We start from the raw sequence: 17,585 nt of genomic DNA, 5'->3' as shown, positions 1-17,585 counted from the left end.
GTTTAAACTTGTCTGGCGGCCATAGCGCAGTGGAACCACCCCTTCCCATCCCGAACAGGACCGTGAAACACTGCAGCGCCTATGATAGTTGAGGGCCTCCCTCCGCGAAAGTCGGTCACCGCCAGACACCTATACCTTAGCCCTGCTTCTTTTTGAAGCAGGGCTAACTTTTTGTCAGAATGCCCTTTGGGGTCATGCGTCATTGCCCGCTGCGGAGCCGGATGCCCAGGCCCACTGAAAATTGTATCCCCCCAACCAGCCAGTCACATCCACAACCTCCCCAATAAAATAAAGTCCAGAGACGATTCTGGATTCCATGGTGCTGGAGGAAAGTTCGGCAGTATCTATACCGCCGAGGGTTACCTCAGCTTTACGATACCCCTCTGTGCCACTCGGAAGAATGGACCATTGCCGCAACTTTTGGGCAATAGAAGCCAATTCCAGGTCTGGGTAATTACCCAGAGGCTGATTGTGCCAATAAAGATCGCACATGGTTTGGGCAAGACGGTTGGGCAGTATTTCGGACAATATGCTTTTCAGGAATGATTGCGGTTTTTGTATTTTTAGTTGGCATAAATACGCATAAACATCCAGTTCTGGCAGCAAATCAATCTCAAGAGCTTTACCTTCCTGCCAGAAGGATGAGATCTGCAAAATGGCCGGGCCACTGAGGCCGCGATGGGTGAACAATAACCCGGCACGAAAATGCTGTTTATTGAAACGGGTTTCTGCAGAACTTAAAGACACTCCGGCAAGGCCACTTAATGGTTCATGAGCACGGCCGGTCAAAGTGAGCGGCACCAATCCCGGACGGGTATTTTGTAGGTTATGACCAAACTGTCGCCCCAATTGATAGCCGAAACCACTGGCTCCCAGGCTGGGAATGGACAGCCCGCCGGTGGCTATGACCAGGGATTCTGCACTGAAATCTCCCTGATTACTTTCGATATGAAAAATAACCCCCTCTTTTTTGCAGGAAATGATGTTGCACTGCGTGTGGATATCCACATTGGCTGCTTGGCACTCTCCAGCAAGCATGGCCACAATCTGTTTGGAGGATCCATCACAAAAGAGCTGTCCGGCTTCTTTTTCATGGTAGGCAATCTGGTGTTTTTCAACCAATTCGATGAAGTTTTCCGGGGTGTAGCGCGCCAGAGCAGATTTGGCAAAGTGTTTGTTTGTGCTGAGATAGTTGGCAGCACTTACGGACAGGTTGGTAAAATTACAATGGCCACCGCCCGACATCAGAATTTTTTTGCCGATACGATTGGCATGATCCACAAGAATGACTTTGCGGCCACGCTGTCCTGCTGTAATTGCGCACATCAATCCGGCGGCACCAGCACCAATGATGAATACCTCTGTATGCTCTGACATGATCTTTTGTGGAGTCCTTCAATCGGAAGGTTGACAATACCAACCGGTCGGTTCTAGATTGTGATGACTTATTTTATAACATCGAAGAGGTGAGTATATGGATGTCATTACCGCAGTCCAGCAACGTCGTGCAGCGAAGACCTTTGATCCGCATCATCAGATGTCTGCCGAAACCAAAAGAACGCTTCTGGAGCACGCTTCTTTAGCACCCAGTGCCTACAACATTCAGCATTGGCGGGTTGTGGATGTGCAGGATCCGCAGCTGCGTGCGGCCATTCGTGAACAAGCCTGGGGTCAGGCACAAGTCACCGATGCATCGGCGCTCTTTGTTTTATGTGCAGATTTGGAGGCGTGGCAGGAAGATCCGCAACGTTACTGGGCGACGTCGCCGCAGCCGGTCCAGGATTTTTTATTGCCGAAACTGGATGAATACTATCGCGGAAAACCGGAAATTGCGCGGGATGAAGCCATGCGTACCCTGGGCATTTTTGGAATGACGTTGATGTTGTTGGCCCAGGATCTCGGCTATGATTCCTGTCCGATGGATGGTTTTGATTTTGATGCTGTGGCAAAACTGATCCATTTGCCAGAAAATCATGCGATCGGGTACATGATTGCCGTAGGTAAAGGGACCGAAAATGCCTGGGAAAGAAATCGGGTTGACATCCAGTCCCTGGTAAAAACAGATCATTTTTAGTGATTCAGGGAGTTTACGTACTATAATCCAGTTCCAGTTGATACGGGCAGGAAATTCCTGCAGGAGAGAGGGCAATGCCAGTCAATGAAGGAAGCATGGATCGTCTGATCCGGGTGATTGTGGGGTTGGTGATTATTGTGGTGCTCGCAGTATTCTTGCACGGTGAAAACAAATGGTGGGCAGTGGTTGGATTGGTGCCCCTGATTACTGGAATCACTGGTTTTTGTGGGTTGTATACTTTGCTGGGTATCAAAACCTGCCCGGTAAAAAAGCATTCCTGAGATCAGGATGTATCCTCCTTAGCTCAGTATAAGGTTTAGTGAAAACAGAAGGCACGGTCGTCCCGTGCCTTTGGTTTATCAGGCATGGCAAGGAAAAACGTTGCTGCATAAAAGACGACTGATTTTTATCCTGGGCATGTTAAGCGCCTTTGGCCCGATGTCTATTGATATGTACCTTCCCAGTCTGCCGACGCTGTCCCGCTATTTTACAGCGCCACATCTGGCGGTGCAGTTGACCCTGGCCAGTTTTTTTGTAGGACTTTCTCTGGGGCAGTTGTTTTTTGGGACGCTTTCGGATCGTTTTGGACGCCGCCGACCCCTGTTGCTGGGACTGATACTGTATGTGCTGACTTCGGCTGGCTGTGCTTTATCTCCCTCTATCGGGGTGCTGATCGGTCTACGTTTTGTGCAGGGGCTGGGAGCATGCGCAGGTCTGGTGATTTCCCGGGCCGTGGTGCGTGATTTGTTTTCCCCCAGGGAAGCGCCACATATTTTTGCCGCCATGATTCTAGTGATGGGCCTTGCCCCTATTATCGCGCCGTTGATGGGCGGATACTTGCTGGTCTGGTTGGGATGGCAGAGTATTTTCTGGTTGTTGACAGTATTCGGGCTGTTTATTTTTGGGCTGGTCTATCTGGGATTGCACGAAAGCCATCAACCCACAGCGGAACATTCCCTGGAGGTCAGCAAGGTTTTGCGGCGTTACCATGCGCTCTTGCAGGACAGGCGTTTTATGGCTTTTTCTTTGGTTTATGCCATGTGCTACGGCGGCATGTTTGCGTATATTGCCGGATCACCCTTTGTGTTTATTGATCTTTATAAAGTCCCGGCCAACAGTTTTGGCTGGATATTCGGTGCCAATGCCTTGGGCCTGGTAGTCATGTCACAACTCAACCGAATCCTGCATCGGCGCTACACAGCAGAAGGAATCCTCCAGACGGTGGTGATCATTCAGTTGCTGGCGGGTATCGTATTGTTTATCATTGGTTATTATCCAGAAATCAGCATGTTTGCCATTATGCTGCCGCTGTTCGTCTATGTCGCGAGCATTGGTCTGGTCGGTCCCAATGCCACGGCACTGGCCATGGCCGGGCAAGGCGCTCATGCGGGCGGTGCCTCAGCACTGCTCGGAGCCATGCAGTTCACGGCTGCATCTGTTTCTGCCATGGTTATTGGCAGTATGGTCATGCACAGTGCGTTCCCATTGGGCATTACCATTCTGGGTTGTGCTGCTGTTGCGGTGGTCGGTTTGCGCTACGCCCGTAAGCTGCAAGATCCTGCCCTGCTCATGAAAAGCTGAATGGACTTTTTAGCAGGAACCCGGCCGGCATAACCATGCGTCACTGACCTGACCATTGGCATCAAGACGCACATGCGCCTGTCCCTGTTGTCGCAGACGCTGATCTCCAGCAGCTCCAAAGGGGACCAGTTCTTCAAAATCAAACTGACAAAGCACAATCACTTCATTGCCCTCATGCTCGGGAAGACTGCAGTGACACTGTGCACCTTCCCTGAGTGCCACACCACCCATGCTGGTGAAGCTGGCCAGCAGTTGTTTTTGCTCCAGATAGTCCAATATGCCCGACTGGACGACGGGGTCTTCCCAAATATTCATGTGAGAGCTCCTCAGATGCGCTACAAATGATGGTCTATACTATACAGCGTAGTTCAATGATGACACTGCGTGGTATCGCGCCGTGCCTGAATTCTGAAAAGGGGGCTTTTTGTATTTTTCGACAAAAATCGCACTTTGGGAGAATCGGCAATGATGGCGAGCCCTGCCCTGATAGTCGGGATTTTTGCCGCTGCAGTGTTGCTGGTATTGATGAGTATTCTCTGGATATCGGGTCTGCTCGGCGGACAACACCCCAATCGCAATAAAAACATTCCTTTTGAAAGTGGGCTGGGAGCCAACACCAGTACGCATCCGCGAACCCCCGTTGCTTTTTATCTTCTGGCCGTTTCCTTTCTGGTGTTTGAGCTGGAAGCCGCTTTTCTTTTTGCCTGGGCGGTGGCTTTTCATGCCTTGGGCTGGGGACCGGTTGTGGCTGGACTGGCTTTTATGGTGATCTTGGGTCTGGGCTTGTTTTATGAGTGGCGCATGGGAGGTTTGCAATGGCATTAGCTCCGGGTCCCTTGTCTTTGCTGGTGGGCAAATTTGAAGAAATGCTGGCTTGGAGTCGGGCAGGTTCTCTCTGGCCCCTGAATTTTGGCACTTCCTGCTGTTTTATTGAAATGGTGGCTGCCGTGACGCCCCGCCATGATTTGTCGCGATTTGGTGCAGAGGTGCTGCGCGGCTCGCCCCGGCAGTCGGATGTGCTGATCACTTCAGGGACGATTTTCGTGAAAATGGCGCCCATGATTCTGGAGATATATGAACAAATGCTGGAGCCCAAATGGGTAATTTCCATGGGCTCCTGTTCCAATTCCGGAGGCATGTATGATGTCTACAGCGTAGTCCAGGGTATTGATCGACTGCTGCCTGTAGATATTTATGTGCCGGGTTGTCCACCCCGCCCGGAAGCCCTGATGGACGGTTTGTTATTGTTGCAGCAGAAAATCCGGCGTAATCCTCCCCGGATATTTCAGCGGGAGCTGACTAATGCTTCTGGCTGAGATGCTGCAAAAGCACTTTGCTGCGAGTCCGGTTACCGATGGGCGGGATGGCTGGCCGGATTTTCTGCTGCCTGAAGAGCAGTTGCTGCCGGCCATGCAATTCCTGCATGAACAAATGCAACCGTCTTTTCCGATGTTGCTGGATTTGACGGCCGTGGATGAAGGATCACATGGTGCCGCAGAGGCTGCACAATATACCTTGACCTATCATCTGCACGGACTGGAGGGTTGTGGTGCCCTGCGTTTGCGGGTGACACACGCCGACGCCGAGCTTCCGGTACCGTCGATAACCGGTATTTTTGCCAATGCCAATTGGTATGAACGGGAAGTGTACGATCTGTTTGGTCTGAAGTTCAGTGGTCATCCGGATTTGCGGCGCATTTTACTCCCGCCCCTCTGGGAAGGGCACCCGCTGCGAAAAAGCGAAGCCATCCGCGCCACAGAGCGCCCCGCCTATCGTTTGAGTAAAACCGATTTGCAGGAAGCACTCAAAGCCTACAGCGACGAGGTGTCAGCTCCGGAATCCGGGCAGACGGTACTGAATGTTGGCCCACATCATCCAGGAACCCACGGAATTTTGCGCTTTGTACTGAAAATTTCCGGGGAAAAAATTGCCAGCGTGGACCCCGATATTGGTTATCACCATCGGGGTGTGGAAAAAATAGCCGAAGGACATACGTTCCATAATTTTATTCCCTATACCGACCGGGTGGATTATCTGGGGGGAATCCTGGGTGAGTTTCCCTATGTCCGTGCGGTGGAGATGCTGGCGGATTTGCAATTGCCGGATCGCGCCGAGGGTATCCGGACCTTGTTGGCGGAAATCTGCCGGATATCTTCCCATTTGGTGTGGTTGGGAAGCTATGGAAATGATCTCGGCACCATGGGACCGGCATTTTATGCATTTCGGGATAGAGCGCTGTTGCTCGATCTGATCGAAAAATATACCGGCGGGCGCCTGCATCCACAGTTTTTTCGGATTGGTGGAGTAGCGGCTGACTTGCCGGAGGACTGGCGCGATGATCTGCTGCAAGTCCTCCAGAAAGTAGAGTCCGGTTTGCGGGATACGGAGATACTCACTGTAGGGAATCCCATTTTCCGCGCCCGCACTCAGGGGATTGGGGTGCTGTCAGCGGCGCAGGCGGAAAAGTGGGGCGCATCGGGTATTGTCTTGCGCAGTACGGGCAAAGCCTGGGATATGCGCAAAGCAGCACCCTACGGGCTATACGATGCTCTTGATTTTGAGGTGCCGACCTCCACCGATGGGGATGCTTTAGCCAGAACCCAACTGCATATTGATGAAATTCGCGAAAGTATCGGGATGCTTCGGCAGCTCGCCGACAAAATGCCGGATGGTGCGACTCTGGCTGCTGACGCCCGGTATGCCCTGCCACCCAAAGACCATACCTTGCGGGATATTGAAACGCTGATTCACCATTTCGAGCAGATGGCGGGCGAAATTGGTCCTCCTGCAGGACAGGTACTGAGCATCACCGAGTCAGCGCGCGGCATGCTCGCCTATTACATTGTGGCTGACGGTAGCGCCCACCCATACCGGCTCAGGGTACGGACTCCTTCCTTCCCCCACGTCCAGCTGATTACCGAACTGGGGCGCGATACGGCCCTCCCCGATTTTATTGCCACGATTGGATCCATAGATTATGTCCTCGCCGACCTCGATCGTTGACTTGAATGATGCATCGCTTCTCGCCAGGTTGCAGGATCTGGTGGTGGCGTCACCGGTTCCGGAAGCCGCCATCAGTGAAGTCCTGCAGGTCCTGCAAAAGGCCAGAGGCTACATTGATGAGGATGCATTGCGTCTGGCAGCGTCTTTGACCGGGTTGAGTCCGGTCAAGGTCGAGGAGCTTTGCACCTTTTACAGCCTGGTGTTGCGTGAACCGGTGGGCACCCATGTTCTGCGCATCTGTGACAGCATCGCCTGCCATATGGCCGGGGCTCAGGATATCCTGACCCAGGCCCGCCAGCATTCGGGCGTGGATCTCGGTGAGGTCAGTCGCAGTGGCAAACTGACGGTGATACCGCATGTCTGCATTGGCCTCTGTGATCGGGCCCCCGCCCTGATGGTGGATGACCAGGCGCTGGGACCGGTGGACACCCAGACATTGACCCGGCTTTTGGCACAACTGGAGGCGGATATATGGAAGCCATCCTGAGCCGGCATTTTGCAGATCCCGATCCGGCAGATCTGCGCGCTTACCGGGATGCCGGGGGGTATGTGGGGCTTGCAAGAGCCGTGCAGATGGATCCCGCTGATATTATTGCGGAACTAGAAAAATCCGGGCTTCGGGGTTGTGGTGGTGCGGGCTTTCCGACGGGTCTCAAATGGCGTCTGCGCGGAGTTGATGCTCCTGAACCGCGTTATCTGGTTTGCAATCTGGATGAAACCGAGCCGGGCAGTATCAAGGACCGTGCTCTGCTTTTCGGGGCTCCGCACCATATTCTGGAAGGCATGTTTATTGCGGCTCACGCTCTGGGGGTGCGTTATGCCGTCATTTTTGTACGGGGTGAATATGCAGCAGGTGCCCGTGTTCTGGAAAAAGCACTGCATCAGGCCCGCGAGGCAGGACTCATGCGCTTGCCTGATGGCGATTTGCGCCTGGATATTCATGTTTCTTTGGGACGCTATATTTGTGGCGAAGATTCGGCCATTCTCAATGCCATTGAAGGCAAACGCGCAAATCCGCGTAAAAAACCTCCGCATATCAGTCAACAGGGGCTCTGGCAGCAACCGACCACTGTCAACAACGCCGAAACCATTGCGCATTTGCCGGGTATTTTCGCGCATGGCGCGGACTGGTTTCGCAGTCTGGGCGTCAATGGCGGCGTGGGCAGCAAATTGTACAGTGTCTGTGGCCCTGCGAAACGCCTCGGTGTTTTTGAATTGCCCATGGGAACGACCGCTCAGGAAATACTGTTTGAACATGCTGGAGGTTTGCAGCCAGGGCGCACTTTGCGCGCGGTGTTGCCGGGGGGCTCCTCCACACCCTTTCTGATGCCCGAACACTTCGATACGCCCATGCATTTTGATGCGGTGGCCAAAGTCGGTTCGCGACTGGGTACAGGCGGCTTCATTCTGATGGATGATCGGCAGTGCCCCGTCGATTTTCTGGTGGCGACGACCCGTTTTTTCGCGCGCGAATCGTGTGGATTCTGCACGCCCTGCCGGGAAGGCTTGCCCTATGTGCGCTGGTTGCTGGAGCGGATTGAGGCTGGAGAAGGCAGTGCCGAGGATATTGCGACCCTGCATCAGCTTGGTGGGCAAATTGCCCCCAACAGTTTTTGTGCGTTGGCTCCGGGAGCGCTGATGCCGGTGCTTTCGGGTTTACATGCCTTTGCGGATGATTTTGAGGCACATGTTCGCCTGGGTCATTGTCCATATCGGGGGCCTCAATCATGAAGCATGTATTTTTTCTGGATGGTCAGGAGATTCCCTTCACCCCTGGACAGAATGTGCTGGAGGCAGCTATTGCCGCCGGAAAAGATCAGCAGATCCCCTATTTTTGTTTTCATCCCGCTTTGGGAAGTCTGGGGGCTTGTCGGCAATGTGCCGTGAAAATGTACGCCCATGACAGCAAACACCCACCCCGGATTACCATGGCCTGCCTGCTGCCAGCCAGCGATGGTCTGCAACTGGTTACTCTGGAAGACGACGTGCATACCGAGCATCGGGAAATTATTGAGCTATTGATGACCAACCATCCGCTTGACTGTCCGGTCTGTGATGAGGGTGGACAATGCCATCTTCAGGATATGACGGTGCAGACCGGACATAGTGTGCGCCATTACAGCGGTCCGAAGCGTACCTATCGCAATCAGGACCTCGGTCCTTTGGTGTATCAGGAAATGAATCGCTGCATTACCTGCTATCGCTGCGTGCGTTTTTATCAGGATGCTGCCCAGGGTGAAGATTTCGGAGTGTTCGGCTCCCGCAACCGGGTCAGCTTTGGACGCCTGGAAGATGGTCCGCTGGAAAGTCCATTCAGCGGGAATCTGGTCGAAGTCTGTCCGACGGGCGTATTTACGGACAAGGTTTTTCGTCATGATTATGTCAGGGTTTGGGATTTGCAGCAGGGTCCTTCGGTATGCCCTCATTGTGCAGTGGGTTGTAACACGACTCCCGGAGCGCGTCTGGGAACCTTGCGCCGCATACGAAACCGCATACGGCCGGAAATAAATGGTCACTTCCTCTGTGACCGTGGTCGCTATGCTTTTCCCTACGTGACGGCAAATTCCCGGCCCCTGCAGCCCCGCCTGAAGGGGGAACCCAGCCGTCAGGATGCCGTCTTGCGTCAGCTGGCCAGCCGTCTGGAAGAAGGACGCAGTGGCTTTCTGGGCTCCCCGCGCGAAGATCTGCAAAGTAATCTGGGTCTTTTTGCGTTGGCAGACTGCCTGCATGCGCCTTTTGCTGCGGTCACCAGTTCCTGGGCAGAAGCGCTGGCACAACAATGCCTGGCACTTCCGCAGGCGCCCAGTTTGCAGGAAGTGGCGGCTGCCGACCGCATTGTGGTCATCGGCGATCTGGACAGCATTGCCCCCATGGCGGGTTTTGCCGTACGTCAGGCATTGCGCCAGGGCGCAAGTTTGACGGTGCTGGCCAGCAGCCGGACCGAATTGGCCCAAAAAGGGGATTATCGGCCTTTACGCCCCAGTGCCTTGCGTGATCAGGTTGCCGAATTAGCGGATGATCCCTGTTTGCAGGGGGGACGGTTTCCGGTGCTGTTGGCCACCGCAGAAACCTTGGGCCCATCTGGTTTGTATGCACTGCGCAAAACCTTGGAAAAACTGCCTGCCAACGCCCGGGCCGGTGCTTTTGTCAATCGACCCAATTTGTTTGGGGCCGCTTATTTTGCGGCAGACGGTCATACCGAGCGCCTGCAGCAGGCCTTGCGGCAACGCAAAATCAATCATCTGCTTTGTCTGGGCGCTGATCCCTTGGGGGAGGACTGGGGGGCGGGTACCTGGCGAACGCTCGCTCCAGGTCTGGATGGTCTGAGCTTGCTGGACATGGTTGATTCAGAAACGGCCAGAAGCGCAGAAGCCTTGATACCCGTGGCGGCCTTTCCCGAGCGGGCCGGTTTGTTTGTGAATTATGAAGGCCGGATTCAGGCGTTTTCACCGGTTTATCGCCGCGAGGCGCAGGTACTGCACTCGGCGGTGCATGGCAGCGGCTTTCCCGAGGCGGCCGGAGGCTTGAAACACCCGCTCGGTCCGCCGCCGCCTTTGTTTTGGCTGGGTCGTCTGGCGGAAATGCTGCACTTGCACGAAGCCTGGCAAAAACGGCTGGATTTTTATTTGCATTTTCTGTGTCCTGAACGGCCAGACCCAGAGGGCCCCGGAGTTTTATTGCCAGACACTATTCGTGCCCGCTTTGAAATCGCAGCAGTTCCGGCAACCCGGAAGGTGACGCCCGAGCAATGGGAGCTCGATATTTTTCGCTGGTTTGGTGGGGAAACGCTGGCTGATACCGCAGACGAACTGCATTCTCTGGCTCCGGCCCGGGGTTTGCGGGTGCATCCGGATGTTCAGGCCGTGGCTGCTACCTTGCATGGTCCTTGCGGAGATCTGCAGTTGCCGGTTATTGCCTGCGCAGAAATGGTCCAAGGGGTCATTGCCATTGATCAGGAAGGTTTCGCCGAGCTGGGCTTATATCCTGGTGATCCCGTCGAAGTCAGCTGGGAGCAAAGCCGATGATGCTTTTTCTGATGGCTCTGGGCATGTTGTTTACCACCCTGATTTTGCTGGGTGTGGCGGGTTTTCTGGTTTTTGCAGAGCGGCGGGTTCTGGGTTTTCTGCAGAATCGTCTGGGCCCCAATCGCCTGGGCCCTCTGGGCGTCGGCCAGGCGCTTGCCGATGCCCTCAAGTTGATGAGCAAAGAAAATTTTGTGCCCGATTTTGCCGATCCGGTGCTTTACCGGGCGGCACCGGTTCTGGTGGCCTTCAGCGCTTTGGCCAGCTTTGCCGTGGTACCGCTGGATCATCATTTTTCCTGGGCAGGCAACTGGAATATCGGTTTGTTGTTCATTCTGGCCATGAGTTCTCTGAACGCCTACGGAGTATTTCTGGGGGGCTGGGCTTCGGGCAACAAGTTTTCCCTGCTGGGCGCAGTCCGGGCAGTGGCCCAGTTAGTCAGCTATGAGTTACCCATGGGACTGGCCCTTTTAGGTGTGGTTTTGCTGAGTGGATCGCTGTCCCTCAACGGGATCGTCGCGGCGCAAAATCTGCCCTATATCGTCCTTCAGCCTCTGGGTTTTGTCATTTTTCTGATAGCCGGTGTGGCCGAAACCCACCGCCTTCCCTTTGATTTGCCCGAAGCAGAAAGTGAATTGGTGGCCGGATTTAATACAGAATACGGGGGGATGCGCTTTGGCTATTTCTTCCTGGGAGAGTATCTTGGCCTGACCTTGATCGCAGTGCTGACGGCATTACTTTACCTCGGCGGCTGGCATGGTCCCTGGCTACCTGGATGGATCTGGCTGCTGATCAAGACGGCAGCGGTGATTTTCGTGTTTTTCTGGTTGCGGGCGACCTTGCCCCGACCACGTTATGACCAGTTAATGGCCTTGGGCTGGAAAGTGCTTCTGCCACTGGCCCTGTTCAATGTGCTTGCGACGGCTTTGGCGGCAGCTTTGTGGAGGCTGGCATGAGGGTCTGGCGCAATATCTCCGAACTGGGTGCAGGGCTGTGGACGACCTTGCGTCAGCTGGGCCGAACTTCAACCGTCAGTTATCCTGAGGAGCCTTTGAATTTGCCGCCACGCTGGCGGGGACGGCCCGTACTTACGCGTGATCCCGACGGTGATGAGCGCTGCGTTGCCTGCCAGCTTTGTTCAGCGGTATGTCCGACGCGTTGCATTGAATTGCAAGCCGGGGAGCGCCCTGACACGCGCCGCTATCCCCTGACGTTTCGCATTAATTTTTCCCGGTGCATTTATTGCGGCCTCTGTGAGGAGGCTTGTCCGACGCTGGCCATCCAGCTCCTCGATGAATTTGCTTTCAGTAAAGAACACCACGCTGATTTTATCTACGAAAAAGAGGCGTTGCTCATTGACGGGACGGGTAAGCATCCGCATTACAATTTTTATCGGCATTCCGGAGTGGCGCTGCAAGGCAAGGATAAAGGTGAGGGCATCAACGAAAAAACGCCCGTCAATGTCCGGAGTAATCTGCCATGACAATTTTTCTGATCTTGCTGTTATTGTTGATTATTCTCACAACAGGAGCCGCGTTGCTGGTGGTCCGTGATCCCATGCACGGCGCGGTGAATCTGGGCGTCAGCTTGCTGGCCTTGAGCATTCTATTTCTGGTGCTGGGAGCACCTTTTGTTGCGGCTCTGGAAGTGATGTTGTATGTGGGCGCTATTCTGGTCCTTTTTCTTTTTGCCATCATGTTGTTACGCACTCCGCTGACGATCCGGGAAGAACCGCGCTGGCGCCGGGGTTTTTGGTGGCCAGCGGTGCTGGTGGTTCTGCTGACGGCAGTCCTGATTCTTCTTTTCAGTCGTCGCCCGGATCTGATGGTGCTTATTCAGGAAATAGGCCCAGGCACAGTAGGGCGTGCCCTTTTTGGTCCCTATCTCTGGCTCACGGAGGCTGTGGCGCTGCTGCTCTTTGCTGTGATTGCCGCCGTGCTGGCAATTCATCGGAGGGATGATCATGACGCTTGAACTCGCACTGGTGATTGCCGCATTACTTTTTCTGATTGGAATGGCGTTGATCATTTTGCGCCGCAATCTCATTTTTTTGTTGCTGGGCATTGAGTTGCTCTTTAACGCTGCCATGGTCATTGCTCTGGCCGGAGGTGCCCGCTGGCATTCTGTCACCGGGCAAGTACTGGTGGTGTTCATGATGGCGCTGAGCGGTGCGGCCCTGGCTTTGACCCTGGCTTTGTTGTTGCGCGTCAAACAGGAACTGGGCGGGGATACGGTAGATGACCTGCGGCAGCTTCGGGAGGAAGTCGATGAATGAGTGGCTTTTTCTAATCCCTGGTTTTCCTCTGCTGGGGGCGTTGCTGAATGGCATTTTTGGGGAGCATTTTTTGCCACGGCAAATAGGTCGCATGGCCGCAACCATGCCCTTCCTGTCTACCCTGGTGGTATTTGCAGTCTGGATGACCCACGGTCGCGACCCCAATCTCCATGAACAGGTCTGGACCTGGATTTCGGTAGGTAATTTCCATGCCAATATAGGCTTTCATGTAGATCAAGTGACTTTGGTCATGATCAGTATTGCCTCCTTTGTAGGTTTTCTGATTCATCTGTTTTCCCAGCAATATCTGAACGGCGATTACGGCGAGCGGCGCTACTATTTTTATTTGAACTTATTTGTGGGCGGAATGCTGATTCTCACCATGGCAGATAACCTGCTGCTTCTTTACCTGGGCTGGGAGACGGTCGGCTTATGTTCTTATGCCCTGGTGGCGCACTGGTATCGCAAACAGGAAAATGCCTGGGCCGGGCGCAAGGCATTTGTGGTGACCCGCATTGGGGATACCGCCCTGGCATTGGCAATATTTATCCTGTTTGCCGAATATCACACCCTCAATTACCACACGCTGTTTGCGGCTGTGGCGGCCCGCCCCGATCAGCTGGCCCTCACTATAGCGGGGATTTTGGTGTTGATTGGTGCTGTTGCCAAATCTGCGCAGTTTCCGTTGCATATCTGGTTGCCGGATTCCATGGCCGGTCCCAGTACGGTCTCCGCCCTGATTCATGCGGCTACCATGGTCACTGCTGGCGTGTATTTGTGTATTCGTCTGTACCCTATTTTTGCAGCAGTCCCCGGGATGCTCTGGGTGATCGGGTTGAGCGGGGCTTTTACCGCCCTGTATGCGGCAAGTTGCGGTATTGCTCAGGTGGACATCAAGCGGGTGCTGGCCTACTCCACCATCAGCCAACTGGGCTACATGTTTCTCGGGGTGGGCATTGGTGCTCCTTCGCTCGGCCTTTTCCATCTGCTTGTACATGCCTGTTTCAAGGCGCTGCTCTTTATGGGCGCGGGTGTGGTCATTCTCATCTACAGCGATAATCATGATATTCGCCAGATGGGCGGCCTCAAAAAGCAGCAACCCTTTTTACGCTGGACGTTTCTGGCGGGTATTTTTGCCCTGGCTGCCGTGCCCGTGATTTCGGCCTCTTTTTATAGCAAGGACGCCATTATTGCTACGGCTTTTATCGTTCCCGGTGGTAAGCTGCTCTGGGTGCTGGCATTGCTGGGCGCAGTATTTACGGCGATTTATGCGTTTCGGCTTTATTTTCTGGTGTTTGAAGGCCCGGAAAAGCCGGGCGAGCCCTATCAGATGGGTTGGGGCATGAAAATTCCTCTGGGAATCCTGGCCGTTGCCAGTATTGGTATTGGCTGGCTGCAGTTTCCGCCGGGCTGGCCAGGCCCGAAAATCTGGTTACCCTGGCTGGCTCCAGAGTTGGGCATGCCGCCAGCCCCGTCGGGGGATGTGAATATTTTTCTGCAAGTGGCGGGTTCAGTGGCCACCCTCATTGGTATTGCCATTGCCTACAAAGCCGCACAATGGGAGCGTGAAGGTCGTGGCCTCAGTCGTATAGCCTTTCTTTTCAATGCCTGGTTTTTCGACCGGATTTTTCTACGCATTTTTCCGCCCATCTGGTACGCATTCGCGCATATCCTGGACCGACTGATTGAGCAGGGCGGTTTTCAACTGATGCTGCTCGGCGGGTTGAGAGATGGTTTCGGGCTTGGTAGCCGCGCTCTGGAAGCGGGCGAAAATGGCCTGATCAGTCGCTATGCCAGTGGCATGATTCTGGGTCTGGTGGTGCTGCTCTTCATCGCCTGGGGGTACTTGTTGTGATCCTGATAACGGTGTTGATTGTTCTCCCCTGGGTTGCGGCGCTGTGGCTTTCTGCGCAAAAACAAAGTGGTCAGTACTTTGCCATGAGCATCGCACTGCTCGAATTGTTGTTGGCGTTGATTCAGCGTTTTGCCCCCGGAGCCAGCGGCACTTTAGGACATGCTCTCCATATCCCTTATCTGGGTAGTCTTTGGACCTTGCACGCTGGCCCTCTGGGCAGCACCCTGGCGCTTCTGTGCGCTTTGCTGATTCCGGTGAGTCTGGCTTTTGCCTGGCGCTTACCCGAATTCCGGGCGCTGGCGAGCGCCGTGCTGGTGATGTCTGGAGCTTTGTTCGGGATATTTTTCGCTCAGAATGTCCTGATGTTTTATATTTTTTATGAAATCCTCGCGTTGGCGGGAGCATTCCTGATTTTGCGCAGCGGCCACAAAAGCCGTGCTGCTGCTTTACAGTTTTTGTTGTACACCTTCGTTGGCTCGTTACTTTTTCTGGTCGCACTGGTTGTAGTTTATGTCCTCCACGGTCAGCAGACCGGAATCTACAATTTTTCCATTTTGCAGCTTGCTGACACCCGTATTACCGGGGGTCTCGGTATCTGGCTGTTTTTGGGTATGGTCGCCGGCCTGGCGGTCAAAATGCCACTTTTCCCTTTGCATAGTTGGGCGGGTACTGGCTACGGCAATGCCGCGCCGGCGGGGAGTGTGTTTCTTTCGGGGGCCGCCGTGACAGCGGGTGCCTATGGCCTGATTCATTTTGCTATCCCCATGCTTCCCCAGGCGGCACTGGAGTTTGCCCCGGTCGGCATTATTCTCGGTGCAATCGGGACCCTGTATGGGGCCTTCCTCGCCCTCAATGCTGCCAACCTTCGCCTTTTCGCAGCCTGGGCCAGTGTCAGCCACATGAATCTGGTGGCTCTCGGACTGTTTGCCCTGCAAACGCAGGCCATACATGGCAGTGTGTTTTTGCTGATTGCGCACGGCGTGGTTTCGGCAGGACTGTTCGGCGTAGTCAGCATTATGGAAAGCCGGGGTTTGACGGGAGAATGGTCAGGGCTGGGAGGCTTGTTTCGACGCGCGCCCCGTCTCGGTGCCTGGATGCTTTTTTTCTTTCTGGCAGGAATGGGGCTGCCGGGGCTGGCCAATTTTCCTGGAGAGTTTCTCAGCCTGGCAGGGGCCTTTCGGGTGTTGCCTTGGGCTGCTGGACTGGCGACCTTGGGGATCCTCGCGGGTGTGGTCTATTTTTTACGTGCCTACGAGCGGATCATGCTGGGTCCGCTGAACGCAACCTTGCCGGATAATCTGGTGGATTTGCAGCAGAGCGAGTGGTTGCTGTTCTGGGTGCTGGGACTGCTGACCTTGTGGCTCGGCCTGGATCCCCAGATCATCCTTGCCCATCTGGGTACCTTGCTCTCCATTCATAGTGGAGATGTCATTGCCGGAGGTGGTCATGGCTTATAGTCCAACCTTGCTGCCATTACTCATAGTTGCTGCTGCGGCACTGATTGCTTTTCTCGCAGATGCCCTGCGGCTGGGTCGACTCATGCCCTGGTTAGGCGGAATCAGCAGCATTGCTGCTGCAGCCAGTATTTTCGTCGAACATATGGCTCTGGGAGCTGATCTGTACTGGGATCTCAGCGCCACTCTTCTCGGTGTCTATTTGGGCCTGGCCATGGCGGCGGGACTGTTTTTTATTACCTTTCATCCACTTTCCCGAAAAATGACAGGCAGTTTGGTCGGGCTGTTGCTGACTATGTTGGCAGGTAGTCTGATTTTGGTGAGTGCCCAGAATCTTCTGTTGATGTTTGTTGGCCTGGAGTTACAGGTGTTACCTTTTTTTGCGTTGCTGGCCTGGCCTGGCAGTGGCCGCGCAGCCGTAGAATCCGCCTTTAAATATGCGGTGCTGGCCGGGCTTGCATCGGCCCAGTTTGCCATTGGAATTGCCTTGATTTATCTGGGCGATGGCAGTCTGGCGGTGATTCCGCCAATGGGTGATATGACATCCAATGTATTCGGATTGATGGGCGTGCTGGCCTTACTGGCCGCTTTGAGTTTTGAGATTGCCGCCGCGCCTTTTCATGCCTGGGTAGCAGACATTTATCAAGGCGCGCCAGCGCCATTTCTGATTTTTCTGGGTGGAGTGGCAAAAGTCGCCATTATGGGGGCGCTGATTACCCTGGCGGCGGCAACACCAAAGCTGGAAATACCCATTGCCGTCATTGCGGCAACCAGCATTGTAGTGGGTAACGTCCTGGCTTATCGCGCCGGACATTTGCGAAGAATGTTGGGCTATTCGGCTATTGCTCATGCCGGTTACTTTCTGGCCGCCCTCGCGGTCGGCCCCTTGGGTATCATCGCAGGCGCTATTTATGCCTTGGTGTATGGCTTGATGAACATGGGGACTTTCATGGGCCTGTCGGCGCTGCCGGAAAACAGTATTGCCATCCCCTGGGCGGCATTGCGGGAGCGCCAACCAGTACTGGCCGGGCTTCTGGGCCTGACCTTGCTCTCGCTGGCTGGAATGCCGCCCAGCATAGGTTTTTTTGCCAAATTGCTGGTCATTATCGCCGATGTGCACGACCAGGCCTATTGGTTGGCCATTCTGATTGCTCTCGGTAGCGCCTTTTCTTTTGCTTACTATCTCAGTACCTTGTGGAAACCGTCCGTGCTCAGCAACCCCGATCGTCTGCTGCATCGGCGCAGTTGGGAGACTTTTGCCGCACTGGGCATATTGATCCTGCTATTCGGCTGGTTGCTGGCGCCCTTGGGAATGGTTTGA

Annotated in this window: 18 protein-coding genes and 1 rRNA gene; 17 read left to right on the top strand and 2 right to left on the bottom strand. The window is 54.4% G+C overall.

Annotated elements, in window-relative coordinates:
• Nucleotides 1-11 precede the first annotated feature (11 nt).
• Nucleotides 12-127: ribosomal RNA gene (gene rrf / locus H7F08_RS01275) — 5S ribosomal RNA — on the top strand.
• Nucleotides 128-192: 65 nt separating this feature from the next.
• On the opposite strand, the gene H7F08_RS01270 is transcribed toward rrf, so the two are convergent.
• Nucleotides 193-1,377, bottom strand: a complete 1,185-nt coding sequence (locus tag H7F08_RS01270) for an NAD(P)/FAD-dependent oxidoreductase (protein WP_024894640.1) — start codon at nt 1,375-1,377, stop codon at nt 193-195.
• Nucleotides 1,378-1,474: 97 nt separating this feature from the next.
• On the opposite strand from H7F08_RS01270, the gene H7F08_RS01265 reads away from it, so the two are divergent.
• From H7F08_RS01265 to H7F08_RS01255, 3 genes are all read left to right on the top strand, one after another.
• Nucleotides 1,475-2,074: a nitroreductase family protein gene (locus H7F08_RS01265; protein ID WP_031570980.1), complete on the top strand. Its 600-nt coding sequence runs from the start codon at nt 1,475-1,477 to the stop codon at nt 2,072-2,074.
• Nucleotides 2,075-2,148: 74 nt separating this feature from the next.
• The gene (locus H7F08_RS01260; RefSeq protein ID WP_024894639.1) at nt 2,149-2,355 is read left to right on the top strand and encodes a DUF2892 domain-containing protein; all 207 of its coding nucleotides are present in this window, start codon (nt 2,149-2,151) and stop codon (nt 2,353-2,355) included.
• A gap of 100 nt (nt 2,356-2,455) precedes the next feature.
• The gene (locus tag H7F08_RS01255) at nt 2,456-3,655 is read left to right on the top strand and encodes a Bcr/CflA family multidrug efflux MFS transporter (RefSeq protein WP_029316252.1); all 1,200 of its coding nucleotides are present in this window, start codon (nt 2,456-2,458) and stop codon (nt 3,653-3,655) included.
• 9 nt (nt 3,656-3,664) lie between these two features.
• On the opposite strand, the gene H7F08_RS01250 is transcribed toward H7F08_RS01255, so the two are convergent.
• Nucleotides 3,665-3,970, bottom strand: coding sequence for a hypothetical protein (locus tag H7F08_RS01250; protein ID WP_024894638.1), 306 nt, complete (start codon nt 3,968-3,970; stop codon nt 3,665-3,667).
• Nucleotides 3,971-4,120: 150 nt separating this feature from the next.
• Here H7F08_RS01250 and H7F08_RS01245 point away from each other — a divergent pair, with 150 nt between their 5' ends.
• Genes H7F08_RS01245 through H7F08_RS01185 form a run of 13 tightly spaced genes read left to right on the top strand, consistent with a single transcriptional unit; the run spans nt 4,121 to nt 17,585 of the window.
• Complete coding sequence (locus tag H7F08_RS01245) at nt 4,121-4,480, top strand: NADH-quinone oxidoreductase subunit A (RefSeq protein WP_024894637.1); 360 nt, start codon at nt 4,121-4,123, stop codon at nt 4,478-4,480.
• Nucleotides 4,471-4,971, top strand: coding sequence for an NADH-quinone oxidoreductase subunit B (locus H7F08_RS01240; protein WP_010640737.1), 501 nt, complete (start codon nt 4,471-4,473; stop codon nt 4,969-4,971). The genes H7F08_RS01245 and H7F08_RS01240 overlap by 10 nt, the downstream gene beginning before the upstream one ends.
• Nucleotides 4,958-6,658, top strand: coding sequence for an NADH dehydrogenase (quinone) subunit D (nuoD, locus tag H7F08_RS01235; RefSeq protein ID WP_075322014.1), 1,701 nt, complete (start codon nt 4,958-4,960; stop codon nt 6,656-6,658). The genes H7F08_RS01240 and nuoD overlap by 14 nt, the downstream gene beginning before the upstream one ends.
• 1 nt (nt 6,659) lies before the next feature.
• Nucleotides 6,660-7,145 carry an NADH-quinone oxidoreductase subunit NuoE gene (gene nuoE / locus H7F08_RS01230; protein ID WP_226831421.1) on the top strand — a complete coding sequence of 162 codons (486 nt, stop codon included), beginning with the start codon at nt 6,660-6,662 and terminating at the stop codon, nt 7,143-7,145.
• Entirely contained in the window at nt 7,130-8,389 is a 1,260-nt protein-coding gene (locus H7F08_RS01225) for an NADH-quinone oxidoreductase subunit F (RefSeq protein ID WP_024894634.1), read from the top strand. The genes nuoE and H7F08_RS01225 overlap by 16 nt, the downstream gene beginning before the upstream one ends.
• A complete protein-coding gene (locus H7F08_RS01220) occupies nt 8,386-10,683 on the top strand; it encodes a 2Fe-2S iron-sulfur cluster-binding protein (RefSeq protein WP_024894633.1) in 2,298 nt (765 codons plus the stop codon). Before H7F08_RS01225 ends, H7F08_RS01220 begins: the two co-directional genes overlap by 4 nt.
• Complete coding sequence (nuoH, locus tag H7F08_RS01215) at nt 10,680-11,636, top strand: NADH-quinone oxidoreductase subunit NuoH (protein ID WP_024894632.1); 957 nt, start codon at nt 10,680-10,682, stop codon at nt 11,634-11,636. The genes H7F08_RS01220 and nuoH overlap by 4 nt, the downstream gene beginning before the upstream one ends.
• The gene (gene nuoI, locus H7F08_RS01210) at nt 11,633-12,163 is read left to right on the top strand and encodes an NADH-quinone oxidoreductase subunit NuoI (RefSeq protein ID WP_010640726.1); all 531 of its coding nucleotides are present in this window, start codon (nt 11,633-11,635) and stop codon (nt 12,161-12,163) included. The genes nuoH and nuoI overlap by 4 nt, the downstream gene beginning before the upstream one ends.
• Nucleotides 12,160-12,654, top strand: coding sequence for an NADH-quinone oxidoreductase subunit J (locus tag H7F08_RS01205; protein WP_024894630.1), 495 nt, complete (start codon nt 12,160-12,162; stop codon nt 12,652-12,654). Before nuoI ends, H7F08_RS01205 begins: the two co-directional genes overlap by 4 nt.
• Nucleotides 12,644-12,955, top strand: coding sequence for an NADH-quinone oxidoreductase subunit NuoK (locus H7F08_RS01200; RefSeq protein ID WP_193639686.1), 312 nt, complete (start codon nt 12,644-12,646; stop codon nt 12,953-12,955). The genes H7F08_RS01205 and H7F08_RS01200 overlap by 11 nt, the downstream gene beginning before the upstream one ends.
• Nucleotides 12,948-14,810, top strand: coding sequence for an NADH-quinone oxidoreductase subunit L (gene nuoL, locus H7F08_RS01195; RefSeq protein WP_193639685.1), 1,863 nt, complete (start codon nt 12,948-12,950; stop codon nt 14,808-14,810). Before H7F08_RS01200 ends, nuoL begins: the two co-directional genes overlap by 8 nt.
• Complete coding sequence (locus H7F08_RS01190) at nt 14,807-16,267, top strand: complex I subunit 4 family protein (RefSeq protein ID WP_193639684.1); 1,461 nt, start codon at nt 14,807-14,809, stop codon at nt 16,265-16,267. The genes nuoL and H7F08_RS01190 overlap by 4 nt, the downstream gene beginning before the upstream one ends.
• Nucleotides 16,257-17,585, top strand: a complete 1,329-nt coding sequence (locus tag H7F08_RS01185; RefSeq protein ID WP_193639683.1) for an NADH-quinone oxidoreductase subunit N — start codon at nt 16,257-16,259, stop codon at nt 17,583-17,585. The genes H7F08_RS01190 and H7F08_RS01185 overlap by 11 nt, the downstream gene beginning before the upstream one ends.

The sequence above is a fragment of the Acidithiobacillus sp. HP-11 genome, assembly GCF_015100075.1.
GTDB lineage: Bacteria > Pseudomonadota > Gammaproteobacteria > Acidithiobacillales > Acidithiobacillaceae > Acidithiobacillus > Acidithiobacillus thiooxidans.
Note: the sequence above shows the minus strand (reverse complement) of the source record. Positions and strands in the feature narration are given on the sequence as shown.